Annotated in this window: 15 protein-coding genes; 5 read left to right on the top strand and 10 right to left on the bottom strand. The window is 71.5% G+C overall.

The annotated features are described in order from the left end of the window. Positions 1-35: 35 nt before the first annotated feature. The 9 genes from LV78_RS29390 to valS form a co-directional block, all read right to left on the bottom strand. Positions 36-1448: a class I adenylate-forming enzyme family protein gene (locus tag LV78_RS29390; RefSeq protein WP_253849020.1), complete on the bottom strand. Its 1413-nt coding sequence runs from the start codon at positions 1446-1448 to the stop codon at positions 36-38. Between the two features lie 44 nt (positions 1449-1492). Then, positions 1493-2002, bottom strand: a complete 510-nt coding sequence (locus LV78_RS29385; protein ID WP_253849019.1) for a LeuD/DmdB family oxidoreductase small subunit — start codon at positions 2000-2002, stop codon at positions 1493-1495. Beyond that, positions 1999-3240: an aconitase/3-isopropylmalate dehydratase large subunit family protein gene (locus LV78_RS29380; protein WP_253849017.1), complete on the bottom strand. Its 1242-nt coding sequence runs from the start codon at positions 3238-3240 to the stop codon at positions 1999-2001. Before LV78_RS29380 ends, LV78_RS29385 begins: the two co-directional genes overlap by 4 nt. A gap of 73 nt (positions 3241-3313) precedes the next feature. Beyond that, positions 3314-4447, bottom strand: a complete 1134-nt coding sequence (locus LV78_RS29375) for a hydroxymethylglutaryl-CoA lyase-like TIM-barrel protein (protein ID WP_253849015.1) — start codon at positions 4445-4447, stop codon at positions 3314-3316. Between the two features lie 13 nt (positions 4448-4460). Then, a complete protein-coding gene (locus tag LV78_RS29370; protein ID WP_253849012.1) occupies positions 4461-6125 on the bottom strand; it encodes a carbamoyltransferase family protein in 1665 nt (554 codons plus the stop codon). Between the two features lie 96 nt (positions 6126-6221). After that, the gene (locus tag LV78_RS29365; RefSeq protein ID WP_253849011.1) at positions 6222-7202 is read right to left on the bottom strand and encodes a glycosyltransferase family 2 protein; all 981 of its coding nucleotides are present in this window, start codon (positions 7200-7202) and stop codon (positions 6222-6224) included. Further along, a complete protein-coding gene (locus tag LV78_RS29360) occupies positions 7199-8485 on the bottom strand; it encodes a cytochrome P450 (RefSeq protein ID WP_253849009.1) in 1287 nt (428 codons plus the stop codon). Before LV78_RS29360 ends, LV78_RS29365 begins: the two co-directional genes overlap by 4 nt. Further along, the gene (locus LV78_RS29355) at positions 8475-9623 is read right to left on the bottom strand and encodes a glycosyltransferase (protein ID WP_253849007.1); all 1149 of its coding nucleotides are present in this window, start codon (positions 9621-9623) and stop codon (positions 8475-8477) included. Before LV78_RS29355 ends, LV78_RS29360 begins: the two co-directional genes overlap by 11 nt. A 205-nt stretch (positions 9624-9828) precedes the next feature. Beyond that, positions 9829-12378 carry a valine--tRNA ligase gene (gene valS / locus LV78_RS29350; protein ID WP_253849005.1) on the bottom strand — a complete coding sequence of 850 codons (2550 nt, stop codon included), beginning with the start codon at positions 12376-12378 and terminating at the stop codon, positions 9829-9831. A gap of 477 nt (positions 12379-12855) precedes the next feature. Here valS and LV78_RS29345 point away from each other — a divergent pair, with 477 nt between their 5' ends. After that, entirely contained in the window at positions 12856-13680 is an 825-nt protein-coding gene (locus LV78_RS29345; RefSeq protein WP_253849003.1) for a hypothetical protein, read from the top strand. A gap of 4 nt (positions 13681-13684) precedes the next feature. On the opposite strand, the gene LV78_RS29340 is transcribed toward LV78_RS29345, so the two are convergent. Beyond that, positions 13685-13960 carry an acyl carrier protein gene (locus LV78_RS29340; protein WP_253849001.1) on the bottom strand — a complete coding sequence of 92 codons (276 nt, stop codon included), beginning with the start codon at positions 13958-13960 and terminating at the stop codon, positions 13685-13687. A 239-nt stretch (positions 13961-14199) separates the two neighbouring features. Between LV78_RS29340 and LV78_RS29335 the strand changes: the two genes are divergently transcribed. From LV78_RS29335 to LV78_RS29320, 4 genes are all read left to right on the top strand, one after another. Beyond that, a complete protein-coding gene (locus tag LV78_RS29335) occupies positions 14200-15189 on the top strand; it encodes an ABC transporter ATP-binding protein (protein WP_253848998.1) in 990 nt (329 codons plus the stop codon). 5 nt (positions 15190-15194) lie between these two features. Then, complete coding sequence (locus LV78_RS29330; protein ID WP_253848996.1) at positions 15195-16007, top strand: ABC transporter permease; 813 nt, start codon at positions 15195-15197, stop codon at positions 16005-16007. Between the two features lie 18 nt (positions 16008-16025). Beyond that, the gene (locus tag LV78_RS29325; protein WP_253848995.1) at positions 16026-16817 is read left to right on the top strand and encodes an ABC transporter permease; all 792 of its coding nucleotides are present in this window, start codon (positions 16026-16028) and stop codon (positions 16815-16817) included. 127 nt (positions 16818-16944) lie between these two features. Continuing rightward, a complete protein-coding gene (locus tag LV78_RS29320) occupies positions 16945-22341 on the top strand; it encodes a type I polyketide synthase (protein ID WP_253848993.1) in 5397 nt (1798 codons plus the stop codon). The last annotated feature ends 36 nt before the right edge of the window (positions 22342-22377 follow it).

Below are 22377 nucleotides of genomic sequence, written 5' to 3'. Positions count from 1 at the left end.
GCCGGGTGACCCGCCCCCCGCAGCACCTCAAGAGGTCAACGCGTCCCGAACTCGACCACGTCGCCGGACGACTCGCACGAGGCCATGCGGCGCATGGCCTCGTGGTCGAGCTTGCCGTGACCGGTCCTGGGCAGCTCCTCCAGGACGTGCACCCGGTCGGGCCACGACGGCCTGGCGAGCGTCGCGGCGACGCGGGCGCGCAACTCCTCCTGCGCGAACCCGGCTCGCACCGCCACGAACGCCACCGGCCGCTGCCCCCACCTCGGGTGCGCGATCGCCACGACCGCCGCGCCAGCGACACCGGGGGCCTCGGCCAGGCACCGCTGGACCTGGTCGAGGGACACCCATTCTCCGCCGCTGCGGATCCGGTTGCCCAGTCTGCCCAGCAGGCGTAGTCCCCCGCCCCGCCATTCGGCGATGTCGCCGGTCGCCAACCAGCCGTCCCTCAGCCGTTCCCGGGTCACGACCGGGTCGCCGAGGTAACCGGCCATCACGTGGGGGGAGCGCACGTGCAGTTCCCCCGTCCCCGGCGCGACGCGCACCTCCACGTTCGGCGCGGGCACGCCGACGTCTCCGGGCGCGGGCAGCGTGGCGCCCCGGTGCGCTGAGTCCGGCAGGATCGACACCAGCGGCCCGGCCTCGGTCAGGCCGTAGCCGCGCGTCACCCGCCCCCGGTAGACCTCCAGAAGCTGTCGGAGCAGTTCCGCGTCGATGGCCTCGCCCGCGTAGTTGAGCAGCCGCAACCGGTTCAGCGCGGTGAGCCCGCCCGCGCGGTCCGCGAGGCCCGCCAGCAGGGCGGGGACCACCGTGGCGACCGTGGCTGGACCGGCGCTCAGCCCCGCCGCCAACCCGGCCGACCCTGGCGCGGGCAGCAGCCGGAGGCCACCGCCGACGGTCAGTGCGCTGTCCTCGAACAGGGAGCCTGCAGCGTGGTGCGGCGGCAGCGCGCACAGCAGCACGTCGCGACCAGTGATGCCGCGTCCGGCCACGTTGGACGCCGCGGCGCTGTCCAGCTGACCGGCGAGCTGGAGCACGGCACGGGCGGTGCCGGTGCTGCCCGTGGTGAACAGCACCCGCGCCGGCGTGCCCGGCCCAGTCGGCGCGACCGCATTCGCGGACCCAGGTGCGCCGTCCCGACCCACGCACACCAGCGCGGCCAGATCGGTTCCGGTGAGCACGGCCGCAGCGCGGACCGCACCCGCCCTGGCCGCCAGCTCGGCGGTGGGCAGCGCCGGGTCGAGGAGCGCGTCGACCGCGCCCGCGAGGTTGGCACTCCAGCGCAGCAACCGCGCCGCCACCGGGTCGGCGGTCGCCGTGCACACCACGTCACCAGGCCCGATCCCCTGGCCTCGCAGCGAGAAGGCACAGCCACGCACGGTCTCGTACAGGCGGCGGTACGTCCACGTGGCGCCGTCCGGCTCGTGCAGGGCGACGGCGTCCGGCGTCACCGCCGCCCAGTGCACGAGTCGGCCTGCGGGTCCGTGCCCGGCGTTCACCCCGCGAGTGCCGTCGGGTCCTGGCAGAGCAGTGGGAGGATGCCACCGGCTCGCACGATCCTCATCAGGTGCGGTGTGAGCGGCGTCCCCCGGAGGTCGGCACCCGGCGCGGTGACTGTCCCGGTGGCCAGGTCGGCGGACAGCTCCGCATCGTGCAGCTCCGCGAACGCGGAGCTGCACGCCACCTTGAGTAGTCCCAGCCCGAGGTTGAGCGCGTTGCGGAAGAAGATGTTCCCGAAGCTCTCCGCGACGATCAGCCGCACCCCGCAGCCCAGCAGCGCCTTCGGCGCCTGCTCCCGGCTCGAACCGCAACCGAGGTTCGAGCCGCCGACCAGGACGGTGCGCCCGGCCAGCCGCTCGCGGAAACCCGGCAGCACGTTGTGGAAGGCGTGGTCACCCAACTCCTCCTCCGGCAGCCGGAGGAACGCGGCGGGCAGGATCGCGTCGGTGTTCAGGTCGTCCCGGAGTTCCTCCGGCAGGGCGAACACCCGTCCTCGAACGATCACCGGTCGCCTCCACCCAGGTTGCCGTCGAGGGCCGCGCCAGCCGCCGTGGTCGGTGAGCCGAGGAAGATCCGGGCCGACGCGCTGCCCGACCGCCCGACGAAGTTGCGGTTCTGGGTCGACACGCAGACGTCGTCGTCACCGAGCGTCCCGGAGCGACCGAGGCACGCACCGCAGCCGGGCGGCAGCAGCGTCGCGCCCGCTTCGAGCAGGGTGCCGATCGTGCCGTCCGCCGTCGCCTGTCGCAGCACCTCGGCGGACGCGGGCCCGACCAGCAGCCGCACCCCGTCCGCCACCCGGTGGCCGCGGAGCACGTCTGCGGCCTCGTGCAGGTCCTCCAGTCGGCCGCCCGCGCAGGACCCGATGAACACCTGGTCCACCGGTGTCCGGTCGATCGCGCTCAGCAGCCTCACCTTGTCCGGCCGGGACGGCAGCGCCACCACCGGCTCGACGTCGGCGAGGTCGATCGAGACGTCCCACGATCCGTCGTCGTCGGTCCCGGCGACCCGGTCGCAGTGGGTGAGGTCGGCCCCGCGGTCCGCGAGCCACCGGCGGCACGTCTCGTCCACGCCGAAGAGGCCGCACACGGCGCCCATCTCCACCGCGTGGTTCGCGAGCTTCATCCGGTCTGGGATGGGCAGCCCGGCCACCGCGGGACCGAAGAACTCCAGGGCCGTTCCCAGCGCGCCGCTCGTGCCGACCGCCTCGACCACCCGCAGCGCGAGGTCCTGCCCGGTCGCCGGCGCGCGCAGTTGGCCGGTGAGCCGGATCCGCAGAATGGGGGGCACTTCGAGCCACAACCGCCCGGTCGCGAGCACGGCCGCCACGTCGGTCGCGCCGAGGCCGATGGCCAGCGCCCCGAACGCGCCGCCGGTGCAGGTGTGCGAGTCCGCGCCCACCACCACGGTGCCCGGGTGGACGAGACCGAGCTCCGGCAGCAGTTGGTGCGCGATCCCCTCGCCCGCGTGTACCGGGATGCCGTATTCCGCCGCGAATGCCCGCGCCCGCGATTGCAGGGTGGCTTCCCGCACGGAGCTCGGCGGGTAGTAGTGGTCGAACACGAAGACCGCGCGGTCGGCCGCAGCGAGGGAAGAGATGCCGTGCCGCCGCAGGGTCTCCGCGATTACCGGCCCCGACCCGTCGTGCGCCATCACCCGCGCGACGTCAACGGTCACCACGTCGTCGGCGGACACCTCCCGCCCGGCGAGGTCGGCCAGCAACCGGTGCACGGACCCGCTCACCACCGCACCCCGCCCTGTGCCCGCAGGTGCCGGGCAGGCAGGCGCCGGTCGTATCCCTGGTGGTCGGCTCCGCTCATCGCAGGTTCCTCTCGATAATCCGGGAGACCAGCTCGGAGTCGATCGTGTCCCGTCGCTCCGCATGGCCCTTGATCTCGTCGAGCACCCGGCGGCAGGTCTCGTCGTCGAGATCCCCGTGGTCCCGCCCGGCGAGGTGCAGCAGCGCGGCCCTGCCGCTGGTCTTGCCGAGCACGTACGCCCGGCGCGCGCCGACCAGAGCGGGATCGTACGGTTCGTAACAACTCGGCTCGCGCAGCATCGCGGCGACGTGGATGCCGGACTCGTGCAGGAAGGTGTTCGCCCCGACGACCGGGCTGTTCGCCCGGATCGCGATCCCGGAGGACTCCGCGACCAGCCGGCAGACCTCCGCGATCCGGTCGAGGCGCAGGCTGGTCGTCCTGCCGTGCAGCACGGTCAGCGCGAGCGCGCACTGCTCGGTGGACGCGTTCCCGGACCGCTCGCCGATACCTGTCGTGGTCGTGGAGATGACGCTCGCCCCGTGCAGCACCGCAGCGACCGTGTTCGCGGTCGCGAGCCCGAAGTCGTCGTGGCAGTGCACCGAGATCGGCACGTCGACGGTCCGGGTCAGGGTCCCGACGATCCAGACCATCAGCTCGGGCGTGCCGACGCCGACGGTGTCAGCCAGCCCGATCCGCTGCGCGCCAGCCTCCACCAGGGACTTGGCCGACGCCTCCAGCCGGTCCAGCGGTGTCCTGGTGCCGTCCTCCAGCGAGACCTGGACGAACAGCCCCTTGCCCAGCGCATGCTCGACCGCCTCGCACGCCTGGTCGAGGGCCTGCTGGTACTCCATGCGCAGCTTGTGCCGCAAGTGGATGTCCGACAGCGCGGTGAAGATGATCACCCCGTCGACACCGGCCTCCTCCGCCGCGTCGAGATCCGGGCGGAGGGGACGGGCCAACGACAGCGTTCGTGCCCGCAGCCCGGAGCCCACGACCGCCGCCATGTCCGCGCGGTGTTGTGGCCCCGAGGCGGCGAACCCGATCTCGATCTCGTCCACGCCCAGCTCGTCCAATGCCGCGGCGATGTCGACCTGCTGCTGCCTGCTGAACGCAACACCCGGCATCTGGGCCCCGTCGCGCAAGGTCGTGTCGTAGATCCGGACGTGGTTGGCGTCGACTTCGTCGACCATCGCACGCTCTCCTTCAGGTGGGTCGTTTGGTGACGATCGAGTTGCCCATCACCAGCGCGTCGAGGCCCGAGGCGAAGAAAGAGCGGATCGCGTCGTGCGGGCCGCATACGAGTGGTTCCCCGGCCTGGTTGAACGAGGTGTTCAACACCACCGGCGTGCCGGTGGCGGCGGTGACGGCGTCGAGCAGCCCGGCGTAGCAGGCGTTGGTCTCCTCGCGCACCAGCTGCGGCCGGCACGACCCGTCGACGTGCACGACCGCAGGCACCTCTTCGCGCGCCCGGTCAGTGACCTGGCAGGCTGTCAGCATGAACGGGGCCCGCCCCGCCGCGGTCACGTACCGGTCGGCGTCGGCCGCGAGGATCGACGGCGCGAGTGGCCGCCACTGCTCCCGTCCCTTGATGTTGTTGACTGCGGTGTGAACCCGCCGCTCACGGGGAAGCGCGAGGATCGACCGGTTCCCCAGGGCACGCGGGCCGATCTCCATCCGGCCCTGCACCCAGCCGACCACCATGCCGCGGTCCAGGAGCGCAGCCGTGTCCGCCGCCACGTCCGTGGCCTCGCAGGAGGGCAGGTCAAGCTCGTGGAGCAGCGCCGCGATGTCCGCGTCGGCGAACTCCGGGCCGAAGGCGGCGGTCTCGATCGCGGCCTTCGGCCGTTCTCCGTTCTCAGCGGCCACCGCGAGGGCGGCGCCGAGACCGGTGCCAGCGTCCCCGCTGGCCGGGAAGACGTACAGGCGGTCGACCAGGCCGGAACGCTCGACGACGCCGTTCGCCGTGCAGTTAAGCCCAACCCCGCCGCCGATGACGAGGTCGCGCACCCCGGTCCCGGCCACCGCCAGCTCCACCAGGTGCAGCAGCACGCGTTCGAGCTCGGCCTGCCCTGCCGCCGCGGCTTCGTAGTGGTGCGGTGCGAGGGTCAGGTCCACGCGGGCCCGTCCGCGGATCGGGTCGACGCGGTAGGTCGGGATGGCCGGCGGTCCGAACCGGTCGGTGAACCACTGCTTCCAGCCGCCGACGACGGCGCGGTAGGTGTCGTGGTCGGAGTCCGCCGCTGCCACGTCGAGTGGGCTGCGGTAGCCGTCGCCGGTGAGTTCGAACGGGTTCGGCGTCGAGGTCGGAGTGGTGTAGGACGCGAGGCCCATCACCTTGCCCTCCTCACCCAGTTCGAACCCAAGGTAGTTGGTGAGGGCCAGGTAGAAGAACCCGAGCGAGTCGCGGATGCCGAAGGATGCGTCGGCGGTCAGCTCGGTGCCCGATCCCCGGCCGAGCGTGGTGGACACGGCGTCGCCCTGGCCGTCCACGGTGAGTACCGCGGCATCGGTGAAGCCGGAGCAGGAGAAGGCGGCTGCGGCATGCGCCCTGGCGTGGCCGACGACCTGGACCGCCGGCCTGGGGGAGCCAGCGAAGAACGGGTGCCCCAGCAGCCGTTCGTGCAGGGTAGTCGGCCAGTCCGGGTGCCGGTGCCTGGGGTCCCAGCTCACCGCGAGGCAGTCGATGTCGGCCATAGTGATACCGGCGTAGTCGAGGCAGTACATCGCGGCGTTCGCCGGCGTCAGCCCGTAGGCGTGCTTCCGCCGGACGAACCGCTCCTCCTCGGCACAGGCGACGACCTCGCCGTCGATCACGAGCCCGGCTGCCGCGTCGTGCCCCAGCCCACCGCTGATACCGAGAACGATCAAAGCCCCTCCCACTTTCGCTTTGTTCGAGCTTATGCGCTCGAATACCGAGAGCATCTGTCCCCAGATCGCGTTACGCGCGGTCTTCCGCTCAGTCGGCTAGAATGTGTTCGCAGCGCGCTCCGGCTGCGGTCCGGCGTGACCGAGTTCGGCCAGCCTCAACCGCAGCCGGACATTATCCCGCCTCAACTCGTGCAGTTCCTGGGAGAGTAGTTCGAAGGTTTTCGCGCTCTGCTCGCCGGAATTTTTCACCGCAGCGAGCACCGGGGCAACGTCCAGTTCGAACGGGAATGTCCGACCATAATTCACCCGTATCAAACCGTCGTCGACGTAACGAGCGAAGTCGTCGGCCGGCAGCTGGCCCCAACGCCGCACGAACTCCCGTTCCGTCTCGGCGAACTCGGCCACCCGGTGCTCCCGGCTGGCCGAGACCAGGTGTGTGAGCACGCTGCGGTGGCAGTAGTGGACCTCCCCGCCGGCCTCGGCAGCGCGCAGGCAGTAGTCGACGTCCTCGTACCCGTTGCGGTACCGGTGGTCGAAGCCGCCGAGCCCGCGGAACCACGACGCGGGCGTGAGCAGGCAGGCGCCGGTGACGATGCGGACCGGGCCGGAACGGTTGGTCACCTCGGCCTCGGCCGGGAACCCGGCGTAGACGTGTCGCGGGTAGCCGTCGGAGCAGACGACCACACCGGCGTGCTGGACGCGGCCGTCTGGGAAGAGCAGCTTGCTGCCGATCACGGCCGCCTCCGGCGTGCCGTGCGCGTACCGCAGCAGCTCGTCCAGCCAGCCGGCCTGCGGCAGGAGGTCGTTGTTGTAGAACAGGAGGAGTTCGCCCCGCGCCACGGCGGCCGCCGCGTTGCAGGCCTGGGCGAACCCCAGGTTCTCCGCGCTGCGCACGACCCTGACGTGCGGTGCGAAGGCTTCGAGCACCGCAGGCGTGTCGTCGGTGGAGCCGTCGTCGGACACCACCACCTCCACGTCCGGGCGCCCGCCGAGGTCGGTCAGCAGCGCGGTGAGGCACTCGTGCAGGAGGGCCGCAGCGGAGTAGGTCGGCACGAGCACCGAGCAGCGCGGCGTCATGCTCGGTCCTCCACCGGGACCGGGCCCGCACCAGCCAGCCGGTGCGAAACGGACACAGGCAGCGAGGCCAGGCCCCGCATGTTCGAGCCAGCGAGCCGCAGCGGCCGCCCGGCGGGCTCGACGTGGACGTCGTGGCGGGCCAGCGCGGTGAACGCGGCCACCCCCTGCATGGTGGCGATGGCCGCGCCTAGGCAGTAGTGCGGCCCGTAGCCGAAGCTCAGCGAGCCGGGGCCGCTGCGGCCGATGTCCAGGCCGTGCGGGTCGGGGTAGCGACGCGGGTCGCGGTTGGCCGCCCCGATAACCACGACCGCGATGTCGCCCCGGCTGATGCGCTCGCCACCGAGGTCAAGGTCCACTGCGGCATGCCGACCGGTGCTCTGGACGGGCGGGTCGTAGCGGAGGAACTCCGCGACGGCGGACGCCGCCAGCGACGGGTCGCGGCGGAGCCGGCGAAACTGCCAGGGGTGTCGCAGCAGCAGGTGCAGCCCGTTGCCGAGCAGGCTCATCGTCGTCTGGTAGCTGGCGTTGTAGATCTGGAAGACGAGCGGGACCAGCTCCTCATCCGCCAGCTCGCCGGAGTCGGCCGCCCGCACCAGGTCCGAGGCGAGGTCCGGGCCGGGACGCCGTCGCTTCTCCGCCAGGAGGTCGGTCACGTAGTCGGTGATCGCACAGACCGCCAGGTCCGCGGCACGCAGCTGGTCCGCCGTCACGCCGCGCTCGAACAGCGTGTTGAAGGTGCGGGTGGGCTCGCGCAGGTCCATGCCGGCGTGCTCGTCGATGCCGAGCAGGTGGTGGATGACGCGCATCGGCAGGACATCCGCGAAATCGGTGACGAAATCCGCCTCGCCCACCTCTAGGAGGTCGGTCAGGAGGGCGTCGACGGCCGTGTCGACCACCGGTGACAGCGCGGTGACCCGGTTGGCGGCGAAGGACCAGTTCACCCTCTGGCGCAACCGTGCGTGCCGGGGCTGGTTGGCCATCAGCAGCATCTTGGTCAGCATCACGATCGCGGGGTGCGCCGCCCAGTCCGGGCCACCCTTGGCAACGGCGACCGCTTCGACGTCGTTGACGAAGCGCGGGTCGCGCAGCACCCGCGCACCGTCCTCGTACCCCGTCAGCACCCATGTGCGCCGGTCGACCCGCACGACGGCGCCGCTGTCGCGCAGCGACTCGTACAGCGGGTACGGGTCCTCTACGAAGCCCGTGCTGAGGAACAGCCGCGCGAAGGCGTCCGAACGCGGCGGGTCGAAAGCCGAGGGCCAGAGCGTACGTTCAGCAGGCATCGCGTTCTCCAGTCACCAGGTCGGAAGCTGCGCCCGGCACCGGCCGACGCGTCCTCGCGACGGTCTCCACCAACGTCGCGGCCGCGCTGGCGCCGGGCAGTTTCTCCATCTCGGCCCGCTCGGCACGAGCCCGCGCGGCGAACGACGGGTTCGTCAGGACCGCGTTGACGGCGTCCGCCAACACAGCAGCCGTCGTCGACGGTGAGACCCGCACCCCGACGCCGAGGGCTTCGCACCTGGCCGCATTGACGGGCTGGTCCGCGTTGACTGGGGCCACCACCACCGGGAGTCCGTGGGTCAGCGCGGCCATCACGGTTCCCAGACCGCCGAGGGTGAGCACCGCGTCGCACGACGGGAGCACTTGGGACAGCGGGGTATACCCGATGAAGCGGACGTTCCGCGGCACGGAGCGGTCAGGCGCGACCTCCGTGACGAGCACCTGCCAATCGTTCCGCTCAGCAGCGCCCAGCAACGCGTCCACCAAGTCCGGCGTCACGAACACCGTGCCGAAGCTGGCGAGCACCCGCGGCGAACCTCCGCCGCTCGCGCGGCCGGGACCGGCGTGCGCGTCCGGCGACTCCGGCCGGGTGAACCGCGTGGTGGGGTGCACGTGCGTGCCGAACTCCCGCGCGGGCGGGCGTCCAGTGCGGACCAGGGCGAAGCGCGGCGACACCGGCGCGAGCCCCAGGTACCGGTAGAGCCGGTGCACCCCCAGGTCGTCGATCCCGGCCCGCTGCCCGAGGTGCTGGAGCGAGTCCCCCAGCTCAGCCGCCCACGCCGCCGACGATAGGAAGCGGTTCTCGCGCCCCGTGGCGTGCGGCAGCCCGAGCGCCTCGGCGACGGCCAGGCTGGCGAACTCGACCGGGTCACGGAGCACGACGTCCGGCCGCCACGACGAGGCAAGGGCGAGCACGTCGGCGACGGCCGCCGCTCCCAGCGTCTCGACAAGCACGCGCCGGGTGTAGGGAAAAGCGTCGTCCCGCCGTTCCCTGGCCGCGGCCAGGTCGGGAACCAGGCGTGCTTCCTCGCCCACCCGGAAATCGAGTCCGACGGCGTGCGGGCGAAAACCGGCTGAGGCGATCGCACCGGCGAACGAACTGGCCGAGGCGACAACCACTTCGTGCCCGCGCCCGGTCAATTCTCTCAACAATGGCACCACGGGGTGGAAGTGACTCGGTGCGGGCTGCGTGGTGCACAAAATCCGCAGCCGAGGACCAGGATCGGCTGAATTCCGCGAGTAGCCCACATCGGCTGAGCCTAGGAGATCACTTGTACCGGATCCACCACAAAACCGGAAAACGCCTGTCCCGTGATAACGGGACAGGCGTCGTCAATTCCGTCGGTCACGATTCAGGCAGGGTCACCTCGAAGCGGAGCGGCTCGGTCGTGGCTTCGAACTCGATCACGTCGACGTGGCCCGCCGCGCGGATGTCGTCGGCGATCAGCTCGATCCGGTCGAGCTGATCGCGGGGGCCGAGCACGCGGACCTTCTCCACAGACGCCCGCATCGACTGCTTTGCGTCGCTCTTGGCCTTGCGCACCGCGCTGATCGCCGTGGTCGCCAAGGTCACCAGCTCCACCGACGGCGCGGCGTCGCCACCAGCCGTGGTGGGCCAGGACTCGGCGTGCACGGACCCGGTGTGCCACCAGGACCAGGCTTCCTCGGTGGCGTATGGGACGAACGGGGCGAACAGCCGCAGCAGCGTCGACAGCGCGGTGCGCAGCGCGAGCCGCGCGGACTCGTGACCCGCGTCGCCGCCGATGTCGGCGTAGGCGCGGGGCTTGACCAATTCGAGGTAGTCGTCGCAGAACAGCCAGAAGAAGCGCTCCGTGACCTCCAGCGCGGTGGTGTACTCGAACGCCTCCAGCGCCGCCGTGGCCTGGGCGACCACGTCGTCGAGCAGGTCGAACACCGCGCGGTCGAGCGGTTCGGTCACCTCCGCGCCCGCCGCCGGCTCCGGGATGCTGAGCACGAACTTGCTCGCGTTGAGCAGCTTGGTAGCCAGCCTGCGGCCGATCTTCATCTGCCCTTCGTCGAACGCCGTGTCCGTGCCCGGCCGGCCGCTGGCCGCCCAGTACCGCACCGCGTCGGCGCTGAACTGCTCCAGCAGGTGCATCGGGGTGACGACGTTCCCCTTGGACTTGCTCATCTTCTTGCGGTCCGGGTCCAGGATCCACCCGGACAGCGCGGCGTGCCGCCACGGCACCGCGCCCTCGGACAGGTACGAGCGCAACACCGTGGCGAACAGCCAGGTCCGGATGATGTCGTGGCCCTGGGGGCGCAGGTCCATGGGGAAGGTCTGCGCGAACAGCTCGGGGTCAGATTCCCAGCCGCAGACAATCAGCGGGGTGAGCGATGACGTCGCCCACGTGTCCATCACGTCCGGGTCGCCGACGAAGCCACCTGGGCGACCGCGCTGCTCATCGTCGTACCCAGGTGGGGTGGCCGAGGAGGGGTCGACCGGCAACGACTCCTCGTCGGGGATGATGGGCTCGGAGTAGACCGGCTCACCCTCGTCGTCCAGCGGGTACCACACCGGGAACGGGACGCCGAAGAACCGCTGGCGGCTGATCAGCCAGTCGCTGTTGAGGCCGCGCACCCAGTCGTCGTAGCGGGCCTTCATGTAAGTGGGGTGCCACTCCAGCTCTGCACCGCGTTCGAGCAGGGCGTCCTGGTGCGAGAGGGACCGGATGAACCACTGCCGGCTGGACACGATCTCCAGCGGCTTGTCGCCCTTCTCGTAGAACTTGACCGGCCGCACCACCTTGCGCGGCTCGCCGTCCAGGTCGCCGGACTCGCGCAGCATCGCCACCACGCGCTCGCGGGCGGTGTGCACGGTCGCACCGGCCAGCGCGGCGTACGCCTCGCGGCCCTCGGCGCTGTCGAGGCCAGCCGGGGCTTCCGGCAGGATCCGCCCGTCCCGGCCGATGATGGTGCAGGTGGGCAGCTTCAGCTCGCGCCACCACTGCACGTCGGTCGTGTCGCCGAACGTGCAGCACATCGCGATGCCGGCGCCCCGGTCCTGCTCAGCCGCAGGGTGGGGCAGCACGGGCACGGACACCCCGAACACCGGGGAGGTCACGGTGGAGCCGAACAGCTCCTGGTAGCGCTCGTCGTCGGGGTGCGCGACCAGCGCGACGCACGCTGGCAGCAGCTCCGGCCGGGTCGTCTCGATGAAGACCTTCTCGCCGCCGGGGGCGTGGAACGAGATCCGGTGCCACGCGCCGGGGTGCTCCCGGTCCTCCAGCTCGGCCTGCGCGACTGCGGTCTGGAAACCGACATCCCACAGCGTCGGCGCCTCGGCCTGGTAAGCCTCACCGTCCCGCACCAGGCGGAGGAACGCGAGCTGGGAAAGCCGCTGGACGCGCCGGCTGATCGTCATGTACGTCATCGACCAGTCGACCGACAGGCCCAGCCTGCGCCACAGCTCCTCAAACGCGAGCTCGTCCACCTCGGTCAACTTCTCGCACAGCTCGACGAAGTTGCGCCGGGACAGGTTGACGAGCGGGCGCTCACCCTTCTTCTTCAGCGGCTCCGGGTAGGTGCAGTCGAGATCGTAGGGCAGCGACGGGTCGCACCGCACGCCGAAGTGGTTCTGCACCCGTCGCTCGGTCGGCAGCCCGTTGTCGTCCCACCCCATCGGGTAGAAGACGTGCTTGCCCCGCATCCGCTGGAAGCGCGCGACGACATCGGTGTGCGTGTAGGAGAACACGTGGCCCACGTGCAGCGAGCCGCTGACGGTCGGCGGCGGCGTGTCGATCGAGAAGACGGCGGAGCGGTCACCGGGAGCGTTGAACCGGTATACCCCCGACTCCTCCCACCGAGCTGCCCACTTGAGCTCCAGACCATCCAAGAACGGCCGCTCTGGAACGTTCGGCGTGAACTCAGACACGCGCTCGCCACCTCATCAACTCGAACCGGATGCGCACGGGCACGGTGGCGACTCCCTGCCTGCCACGACCCTTGTGACGGAGCAGCCTAGCGCAATGACCTACCCGCTCATCCGGCGGCGACGGCGCGCTCCGCCCCAGGTAGGGGCGGTGCGTCCTGGGCACCGGGAGCGCGTGTGATCGCCCGTTCGCGGCGGGTTGGTCAACGTCCTGCGCCAGCGGTCACGAAGCCGTCACGAAGAGGTCGCGCACCGCCCTGGACGCGGCCCGTGCGGCTGGCTGGCCGCGCGCGGCCGCTCCCCCGCAGCGCTGGGAGCGGGGTCGGCGGGGCGCGGGCGGGACCGGGCCGGTGGTCGGTCCCCGTCGCCGTACCCGTTTTCGGGGACGACGACGGGTTGCCCCTATTTCGGGGGGCGTGCGGATCGGGCGCTCGGCGTCCGACACTCCGCTGACGACGGTTCGCGGAGGAGGGCCTGCACATGTCCGGTCGGCTGAGAACGCTGCGGCGCGGTACCGGCGGCCGGATCGTCCTCGGGGTCGATTTCACCGAGCGGCGTTCGGTCACGAGCTTCCCGGAGATGGCGGCGGCGTTCCCCGACGAGAGCGTGTCGTTCCTGGAGTGTGACGTATCCCTGGTGGACCAGGTACCGCCCGACCGCGCGCACCCCGACGAGTACGTCCGCCTCGTGCTGGACGAGTTGGGCGACTCCGGCTACGACGTGATGGCGGTGCTGGGGCGCTGCGGCGGCGCCGGGCTGGCCTGCCAGGTGGCGGAAGGCCTGCACGCGGCAGAGCTGGCGACCCCTGTCGTCGCGGTGTTCGACGCCGAGGTGGTCGACGAGGACGTCGCCTTTGTCCAGTTCGACACGATCGTCCGCGGGCTCAACACGAGCCTCGACGAGTCCGTCGTGACCGGGGCGATCAGGTCTTTCCACGACGTGCTGGCCTCGCGGCGGAAGGGTCTGCCGCGGGACGGGGGTGACCTCGAACCCGTGCTCCGACTGATGCGCGAGACCTACCGGCCGCTGGTGCTGCGCGCCATGCGGGAGGAGGGCACGCCCGCGCAGTTCGGCGAGTACATGGCCGAGCGGTTCTCGATGTTCACCCGGTACCTGATGTGCGCGAGCCGTGCCCCGGTGGAGGTCACCTACGGTCCCGTCCACCGCATCCTGTGCCGCGACCACGACACCCGGGGGACCGAGCATGGGCGGCCCGCCACCCGGTTGGCCGTCGACCACGGTGACCTCATGGACAGCCCCCAGGTCAGCGACCTCGTGCTCGACCTGCTCGGCGCGCCGTGGTGACCGGTCAGGCCTCGGCGCGTCCCCGCGACCGCCCGGCCAGCCAGGCCGTCACGCCGCCTGCCGTGGGGTCGCGGAAGAACTCGGACAGCGGCATCGGTTCGCCAGCCACCTCTGCCAGCTTCGCGCAGATCCGCGCCGCGTGGATCGAGGTGGCGCCGAGCCGGAAGATCGGCGTGTCCCCCGGCACCTCGCCGAGGCCGAGCACCTCTCCGATGATGCCGACCGCCCGCGCCACCGGGGGGTCGTCTGCGGGACAGTCGTCGCGCTCGGGCACCGACACCTGAAGCCTCCAGTGGACACCCCGACCGGGACACCGGGTTGGCCCCATCGTGGGTCGCCCCCCGTGGCGCCGACCCGTCCCCAATAGCTGCGACACCGCGAGCGCGGTGGGACCCTGCCAGCGACGGCGACCGGGCGTGCCCCGCGAAGAGGGGACGTGCGCGCCCGTGCCGGGCACGGGACCATTCCGCAGCAGCCGACCGCGCCGGTCGCCGTCGGCGGCACGACGAGGGGGTTCTCGTGAGCGACGCGTCACCGGCGGTGCGGGTGGACGGTCTGGAGGTGACGTTCCGCGTGCCGGAGCGGGAGGCAGGGCTGGCCGCCGCAGCGCGCAGCCTGTTCGTCAGGCGGACGCGCACCGTCGCGGCGGTACGCGGCGCCTCCTTCGAGATCGGTGACGGCGAGGTGGTGGGCTTCCTCGGTTCCAACGGCGCGGGCAAGACCACGACGCTCAAGGCGCTCTCCGGGCTGCTCCACCCGACCGGCGGCAGCGTCCACGTCCTCGGACACGTCCCGTCCCACCGGGAGCGCGCCTTCCTGTCCGGGATCGCCTTGCTGATGGGCGGCCGCAACCAGCTCCAGTGGGACCTGCCCGCGATCGAGTCCTTCGAGCTCAGCCAGGCGATCTACCAGATCCCCGACGCGCGATTCCGCCGGACCAAGGACGAGTTGGTCGACCTCCTCGACATCGGCGACCTTCTCCGACGGCCGGTCCGTAACCTCTCGCTCGGCGAGCGGATGAAGGTGGAGCTCGCCGGATCGCTGCTGCACCGGCCGCGCATGCTGTTCCTCGACGAACCCACTCTCGGCCTGGACGCGGCCACCCAGCGACGGCTTCGGTCCTTCATCGCCGACCACAACCGCCGGGACGGCACGACGGTCCTGCTCACCAGCCACTACCCGGCCGACATCGAGGCCCTATGCGCACGGGTGGTCATCATCAACCGGGGGCGGATCCAGTACGACGGCCCGTTGGACGCGTTGAGCGCCGCGCTCGCCACCTCGAAGGAGATCCGGCTCACCCTGGAGGCGGCGGACGTCGATCTGTCCGGGTATGGGCAGATCGTCCGCCAGGAGGGGCACTCGGTCGTCCTCACTGTGCCGAAGGCGGAGGCGGCCGGCGTGGTCGCCGCGATCCTGGCCGCGCACACGGTGGTCGACCTGGTCATCGAGGATCCCCCGGTCGAAGACGTGATCGACCTGGCGCTGTCCGCAGGAGAAGCGGGGTGAGGCGGGTGGGTGGTGTCCAGTTCCTCGCGACCTTCTACGCGCGGGCCATCAGGTTCGCCATCAGCAGGCAGTTCCAGTACCGCGTGACCAACTACCTCGTGCTGACCGCGATGTTCATCGAGTCCCTGATCTACCTGGCGCTCTGGCACGCGGCGACGCAGGCCAGCGGCGGCTCGGTCGGCGGATGGAGCACCGGCGCGCTCTCGGCGTACTTCCTGGTCTGGATGCTCGTGCGGAACATGGTGATCGCCTTCACCCCGTACGGGTTCTCCGCGCGAATCGAATCGGGGCAGTTCTCGTCGCTGATGCTCCGGCCGATGCACCCGATCCACCACGACATCGCCGCGTTCGCCGGGTGGAAGCTCGTCATGATCGCCTTCTGGCTGCCGGTCGCCACTGTCCTGGCGCTGGTGGTCCGCCCGGAGCTGTCTGTCACGCCGCTGGGAGTCACGGTGTTCGTCGTCGCCGCGTGGGGCGCCTACCTGATCCGCGCGCTGTACTTGTGGTTGCTCGGCCTGACCTCGTTCTGGACCACCAGGTCATCGGCCTTCTTCGACGTCTTCCTCGTAGTGGAGATCCTGCTGTCGGGTCGGATGATGCCGATGTCGCTGCTGCCGCAGTGGCTGCGCGATGTCGCCGAGCTGACGCCGTTCCCCTGGACCTTCGGCTTCCCGGTCGAGTCGCTGCTCGGCACCCTGACCACCGACGAACTGCTGCACGGCCTGGTCATGCAACTGGTCTGGATCGCCGTGGCGAGCGCGGCGGTGGCCCTCGTCTGGCGCCGCGCGGTGCGCAGGCACACATCAGTCGGGCACTGAAGTCGAATTGAGGCGGTCATGCGCGTCCACTACGTCCGGCTGGCGCGGCACCTGCTGCGCGTCCAGGTGATGAACGACCTCCAGTACCGGGCCAATTTCTTCATCCAGCTGTTCCACTCCGCGTTGGCCGTCATCGCCGCGGTCGCCGGTGTCCTGCTGGTCTACCGGCACATCTCCGAGCTCAACGGGTGGAGCCGGATGGAGATGTTCGTGCTGCTCGGGGTCTTCACGATGGTCAGCGGCCTGCTGCGGGTGTTCGTGCGGCCCAACCTCTACCGGATGGCGACCGACATCAACCGGGGCTCACTCGACTTCGTGCTGACCAAGCCTGTCGACGCCCAGCTGCTGCTGAGCATCCGCCAGGTGGACGTCTGGCAGGGCACCAACGTGCTTGCCGGCGCGGGGCTGGTCACTGCGGGGGTGCTCGGCTCGTCCAGCCGCACCGGACCGGTCGACCTCCTCCTGTTCGCGCTCACTGCCGCGGTCGGGCTGTTCATCCTCTACTGCTTCCTGTTCAGCCTCGTGTGCACCGCCTTCTGGCTCGTGGACATCACGGAGGTCGTCGCGCTGTTCGAGTCGGTGTACGAGGCGTCGCGGTGGCCGCTGACCATCTACCCATCGTGGTTGAGGTACGCCCTGACGTTCGTGGTCCCCGTGGGTTTCGCGGTCACGCTGCCAGCCGAGGCCGTCACGGCCCGGCTCTCCATGACGGCCGTGGCGGTCGAGCTGTGCTTCGCGGTCGCGGCCTTCTGGTTGACCCGGCGGTTCTTCCACTCAGGACTGCGCCGCTACTCCGGCGCTTCGGCCTGAACCACCCCTCGCCCGTCCGCGCGGACCATGCGTACCACCTTTGCGGGACCTGTCCCGGTCGAGTCGTCGCCGAAGGATGGGAGACCACCGTGCTGTCTGCCGCACGACCTCGCGAGGAGTGACCCAGATGGGAAATGTCGAACCGATCGCCATCATCGGGATGGCGGCGAAGTTCCCCGGTGCGAAGAACATCACCGAGTTCTGGGAGAACCTCGACGCGGGGCGCACCTGCATCACCGAACTGAGCGACGAGGAACTGCTCGCGAACGGCGAGCGTCCGGACCGGATGGCCAAGCCGAACTACGTGCGCCGCCGCCCGGTGCTCGACGACGAGGGCGAGCTGGACGCCGAGCTGTTCGCCATGACGCCCAAGGACGCGGAGCTGCGCGACCCGCAGCAGCGCATGTTCCTGGAGACCTCGCACGCCGTACTCGAACACGCCGGGTACGACCCGGCCCGCTTCGACGGCCGGATCGGCGTGTACGCGGGCACGAACGTCAACCGGTACCGGATCGACCACGTCGAGGAGGTGCCGGGACTGATCGCCACGCTGGGCTGGACGGCGATCGAGATCACCAACGCGCCCGACTACGTCTCCACGTTCGTGTCGTACAAGCTCGGGCTGCGCGGGCCGTCGATGACCGTGCAGACGGCGTGCTCGACCTCCCTGGTCGCGATGCACATCGCCAGCAACGCCCTGCGGGTGGGTGAGTGCGAGATGGCCATCGCAGGCGGCTCGGACATCGAGACCCCGTTCCACCGCGGCTATCCCTACCTGCCCGGCGGGATGTTGGCGAGCGACGGCCTGCCCCGCCCCTTCGACGGGAAGGCGACCGGGACGAACTTCGGTTCCGGAGTGGGAGCCGTCCTTCTCAAGCCGCTGTCCGCAGCGATCCGGGACCGGGACACGATCCACGCGGTCATCCTCTCCTCATCGATCAACAACGACGGCGACCGCAAGGCCGGGTTCACCGCGCCGAGCGTGGACGGGCAGAGTGACTGTGTCACCGAGGCGCTGCGCCTCGGCGGGGTGGACCCGAGGAGCATCGGGTACGTGGAGGCGCACGGCACCGGCACGGTGGTCGGCGACCCCATCGAGGTGGCCGCGCTGACCGACGCCTACCGCCGGGCCAGTGGCACGGACCTGACCACGCCATACTGCGCCATCGGGTCGGTGAAGTCCAATGTGGGCCACCTCGGCCAGGCGGCCGGCGTCGCCGGGGTCATCAAGGCGGTGCTGGCTCTGCGGCACGAACGGATCCCGCCGACCATCAACGTCAGCGAGCCGAACCCGGAGATCGACTGGGCGACCTCCCCGTTCTACCTCGCCACCGAGCCCGTGCCGTGGCCCCGCGTGGACGGCAGCCCGCGGCGCTGCGGCATCAGCTCGTTCGGAATCGGCGGCACGAACGCGCACCTCATCCTCCAAGAGCCGCCCGTGGGCGCGGCTCCCAGGTGCGCGAGCCGTCCGACCGGGCAGACCGGGCAGACCGGGCAGGTGGAGGCCATTCTGTGGTCGGCGTTGGACGACACCGCCGACGACGCGCTGCGCGAGCGGCTGGCCGACCACTTCGCGGGCTTGCCCGAGCGGGAGTTCGCCGACGCGGCGCACACCCTGCGCGTGGGCCGGACCGCGCTGCCGAGGCGCGGCGCGGTGCTTGCATCGAGCGCGGCGGACGCGGCCGAGGCCCTGCGCGACCACGGCCGGATTTTCCGCTGCGACAAGGTCGACCGCAGGCTCGTGTTCGCCTTCCCCGGCCAGGGCGCGCAGAGCCCGAGGATGCTCCGCGGCCTCTACGAGGACGAGGCGCTGTTCCGCGAAGGCTGCGACGCCGCGTTCGACCAGTTGGAGCCGCTGCTCGGACGCGACCTGCGGAAGCTGTGGCTGACCGCGTCCACGACGGAGGAGCTAACGCCCACCGAGGTTGCCCAACCGCTGCTGTACGTGCTGGAGTACACCCTCGCGCACTGCCTGATGCACTGGGGCATCACGCCCGACGTCCTGGTCGGGCACAGCCTCGGCGAGCTGGTCGCCGCAGCAGTGGCGGGCACGTTCGGCTTCGCCGACGGCCTCACGGTCATCGCGGCCAGGTCGAAGTTCATGGCGGAGGCGCCACCCGGTGGGATGCTCGCCGTGTCCGCTGCGGAGGACACCGTGCTCGATGCTGTGGACGACCTGATCGGCGCGGAGCTGGCGGTAGCCACGACCAACAACTCGCGGCAGACCGTCCTCAGCGGCTCCCACGAAGCGCTCGCCGAGGCGGGGGGGCGACTGGAGGGCAGGAAGATCAGTTGCCAGCCGGTACGCACCGCGCACGCGTACCACTCGCCGAGCATGCGGGAGTCTGCGGACAAGCTGCACGAGGTGCTGGGCGGCGTGCGGCTCCAGGAGCCTCGCATGCCGGTCGTCTCGGCCACGACCGGTGGGCCGATCAGCCCGGAGCAGGCCTGCTCGCCCGCATTCTGGTCCGAGCAGCTGGTCGCTCCCGTGCGGTTCGACCGGGCCGTGCGCGCGCTGGTCGCCAGCGGCCCCTTCACCGCGCTGGAGGTAGGACCGGGCCGCACCCTATACTCCCTGCTCAAGCCGAACCCGCAGGTGCGGTCGAGCGGGTCGGTGGTGCTGGCGACCGCGCCGAAGCCCAAGGGCGACGTCACCGACCAGGCCGCGCTGACCGAGGCGCTGGCCACCCTGTGGGCGCACGGGCAGCCGGTCGGGTACTGGGAGTCGGAGGCGTTCGCCGAGCGCCGCCGCGTCGCCGTTCCCGGGTACCCCTACCAGCGGAAGCTGTACTGGATCGAGCGCGGCGGCGGTGCGCCCGCCACCCCGGCGGCGCTGGCGCAGGCACCCATCGAGGCGCACCGGACGCCCGAGAGGCACACCGCGCCCGAAGACCCCGACACGTGGACGCTGAGCCACCTCACCTGGCGCAGGCACGACACGGTCCGCCTGAACCGCAATGGCCGGGACGCGGGCGGGTTGACAGCGCTGGCACTGCTGCCCGCGGCCCAGGACACCGCCGCCACGGTGAGTGCGGCGTTCCAGCGCGCGTCCTACCGGACGGTCCGGGTCCACCCGCACGACGTCCCTGGCGCCACCTGGGTGCTCGACGCCGCCTCAGGTGACGAGTGGGCCGCCCTGTGCGCCGAGCTGGAGCGCCGGGGCACGGTACCTGACGTGATCGCCCACTGCCTGCTGGCGGGCGACGACGCCCCGACCGGGACCGCCGCGCTCGACGCCGTTCGCGGTCTGCTGGCGACGGCGAGAACCGCGGCGTCGCTGCACCGACGGCACCGCAAGTCGATCACGGTGCTCGTCCTCACCAGAAGCGGCGTCGACGTCACCGGCGACGAGCGGGTGAACCCGGTGGCAGCCATGGCAAACGCCTTCGTCCGCTCCGCAGAGCGCGAGATCCCCGGCGTGCGGTGGGGCTGCCTCGACATAGGGCACAACACGCCGGAGTCGGCGCTGAGCGCCGAGCTGGCCGAACCGACGCGCCCGCTGGTGGCGCTGCGCGGCTCCGCGCGCTGGCTGCCTCGGCTGGACGCCGAACCCGTGCTCGGGCGCGCCGATCGGCCCCTCCTGCGGCACAGCGGCACCTACCTCGTCACCGGCGGGCTCGGCGGCATCGGCCTGGTGGTCGCCCAAGCGTTGAGCGAGTCGGGGTTGCGCCCCAGGATCGCGTTGCTCAGCCGGACCGGCCTGCCCGAGGCAGATTCGGCGCGGGGCAGGCAGGTCGGAGCCGCGCTCGACGCCATGCAGAACGCGGGTGCCGAGACGCTCGTGGTCACCGGAGACGTCGCGGACCTCGCCTCGCTGCGCGCGGCGGTGGCCGAGGTCGAGCAGCGCTTCGGCCAGGTCGCGGGCGTGGTCCACTCGGCCGGTCTGCCCGGCGGCGGCCTCATCGAGCGGCGCACGGCCGATGAGGTGGAGCGGGTACTGGGGCCGAAGGTGGCGGGCACCCTCAACCTGGAGGAGGTGTTCTCCGACCGGCTGGGTCTGGACTTCCTCGTGCTGTTCTCCAGTCAGGCCGCGCTGTCCGGGCTATACGGCAGCGCCGACTACGCCGCCGCGAACGCGTTCCTCGACGCGCACGCCCGGCAGGCGAGCGGGCGGGAGCGGTTGACGCTGTCGGTGCAGTGGCCGGGCTGGGCGGAGGTCGGCATGGCCGCTGCCTCCGCCGTGTCGCTCGGCGTGCTGACCGGGGTGACCTCCGCCGACCGGGTGGTCGACACCGGGGGTCTCCACGCCGAGTACCGCCGCGTGGTGACGCCCGGCGTCGACTGGGAATTCGACGAGCACCAGTTCCTCGGCCGCCGGATCCTGCCCGGCGCCGCGCTGCTGGACATGGTCCTCTCGGCGGTGCGCAGGACCGGCGTGCACTCGCAGGACTACCCGGTGCGCTTCCAGGACGCGATGTTCCTCGTGCCCGCGCCGGGTGACCACGCGGTCGAGTTCAGGGTCGTGCTCACCCCCGTGGGCGACATGCACCGGTTCCGGGTCGAGTCCCGACCGGCGGCTCCCGGCGACGGGGGCTGGGCCGAGCACGCGACCGGACTGGTGGCGGCCGGGGGAACGCCGCCGGAGGCCGTCGACCCCGACGACCTGCGGGCCCGGTTCCCGAGCACGCCCGTCGCCGACCTGCCGCCGTGGATCACCTACGGACCCCGGTGGCACACGGCGGTGGGTCGGTGGGGCACCACCGACGAGGCGTTGTGCGAGCTGGTGCTGCCCGCCGAGTTCCACGACGACCTGGACGCCCACCCCCTGCACGCGGCGCTGCTCGACGCGGCAACGGCCCAGCTGGCGCACGCGGAGCCCGGCGTCGAACTCGTGCCGTGGATGCACCGGAGGCTGACCACGTTCGCGCCGATGCGCCCCCGGATGCTGGTGGTCGGCAGGCTCGGTACGGCCGACCGCTCACCCCGCACACTCGACTGCGAGTTCTATGACGCCGAGACCGGGGAGCCGCTGGCGACGATCGAGCAGTTCACGCTGCGAGCGCAGGCCGCAGCGCGGATGGCCGACAGCGCCCCCGCCCGCGAGTCCGCTCGCGAGCCCGCCGCCGGGGACGGGCTGCTGACCCCGGCCCAGGGCGCCGCAGCCTTCTTGGAACTGCTGAACGGCTCGTACCCGCCGGTGGTGGTGGTGGACGCGCCCGGCCCCCTGCCGCAGGTGAGCGGCGTGCTGCGGGTGGGTGGAGAAGCCCCAGGCGAACCGATCCCCCCGGTCGCGGCATCGGTGGAACCCGCGCCGGTGGTCGTCAACGTCCCGGCGACGGCTCCGGCGGCCACCCCGTCCGTGATCACCGACCAGCTGCGGGTGCTGTGGGAGCAGACGCTCGGGATCCGCGACATCAAGCCGACGGACGACTTCTTCGACCTCGGCGGCAATTCGCTGTCGGCCGTACAGCTCACCGCGCGGATCGGGGACCGCTTCGGGGTCGAGCTGGGCGCGGGGGCGATGTTCGAGCTGTCCACCATCGAGACGATGGCCGCCGAGCTGGCCGGGCAGGGCGCGCGCTGACGGCGGGGTGGGGCGGGAGCGGACCCGCCCCACCCG

The sequence above is a fragment of the Actinosynnema pretiosum genome (assembly GCF_024171695.1).
In the GTDB taxonomy this organism is placed as follows: Bacteria; Actinomycetota; Actinomycetes; order Mycobacteriales; family Pseudonocardiaceae; genus Actinosynnema; species Actinosynnema pretiosum.
The sequence above is the reverse complement of the archived record's forward strand: the minus strand, read 5'-3'. Positions and strand labels throughout refer to the sequence as shown.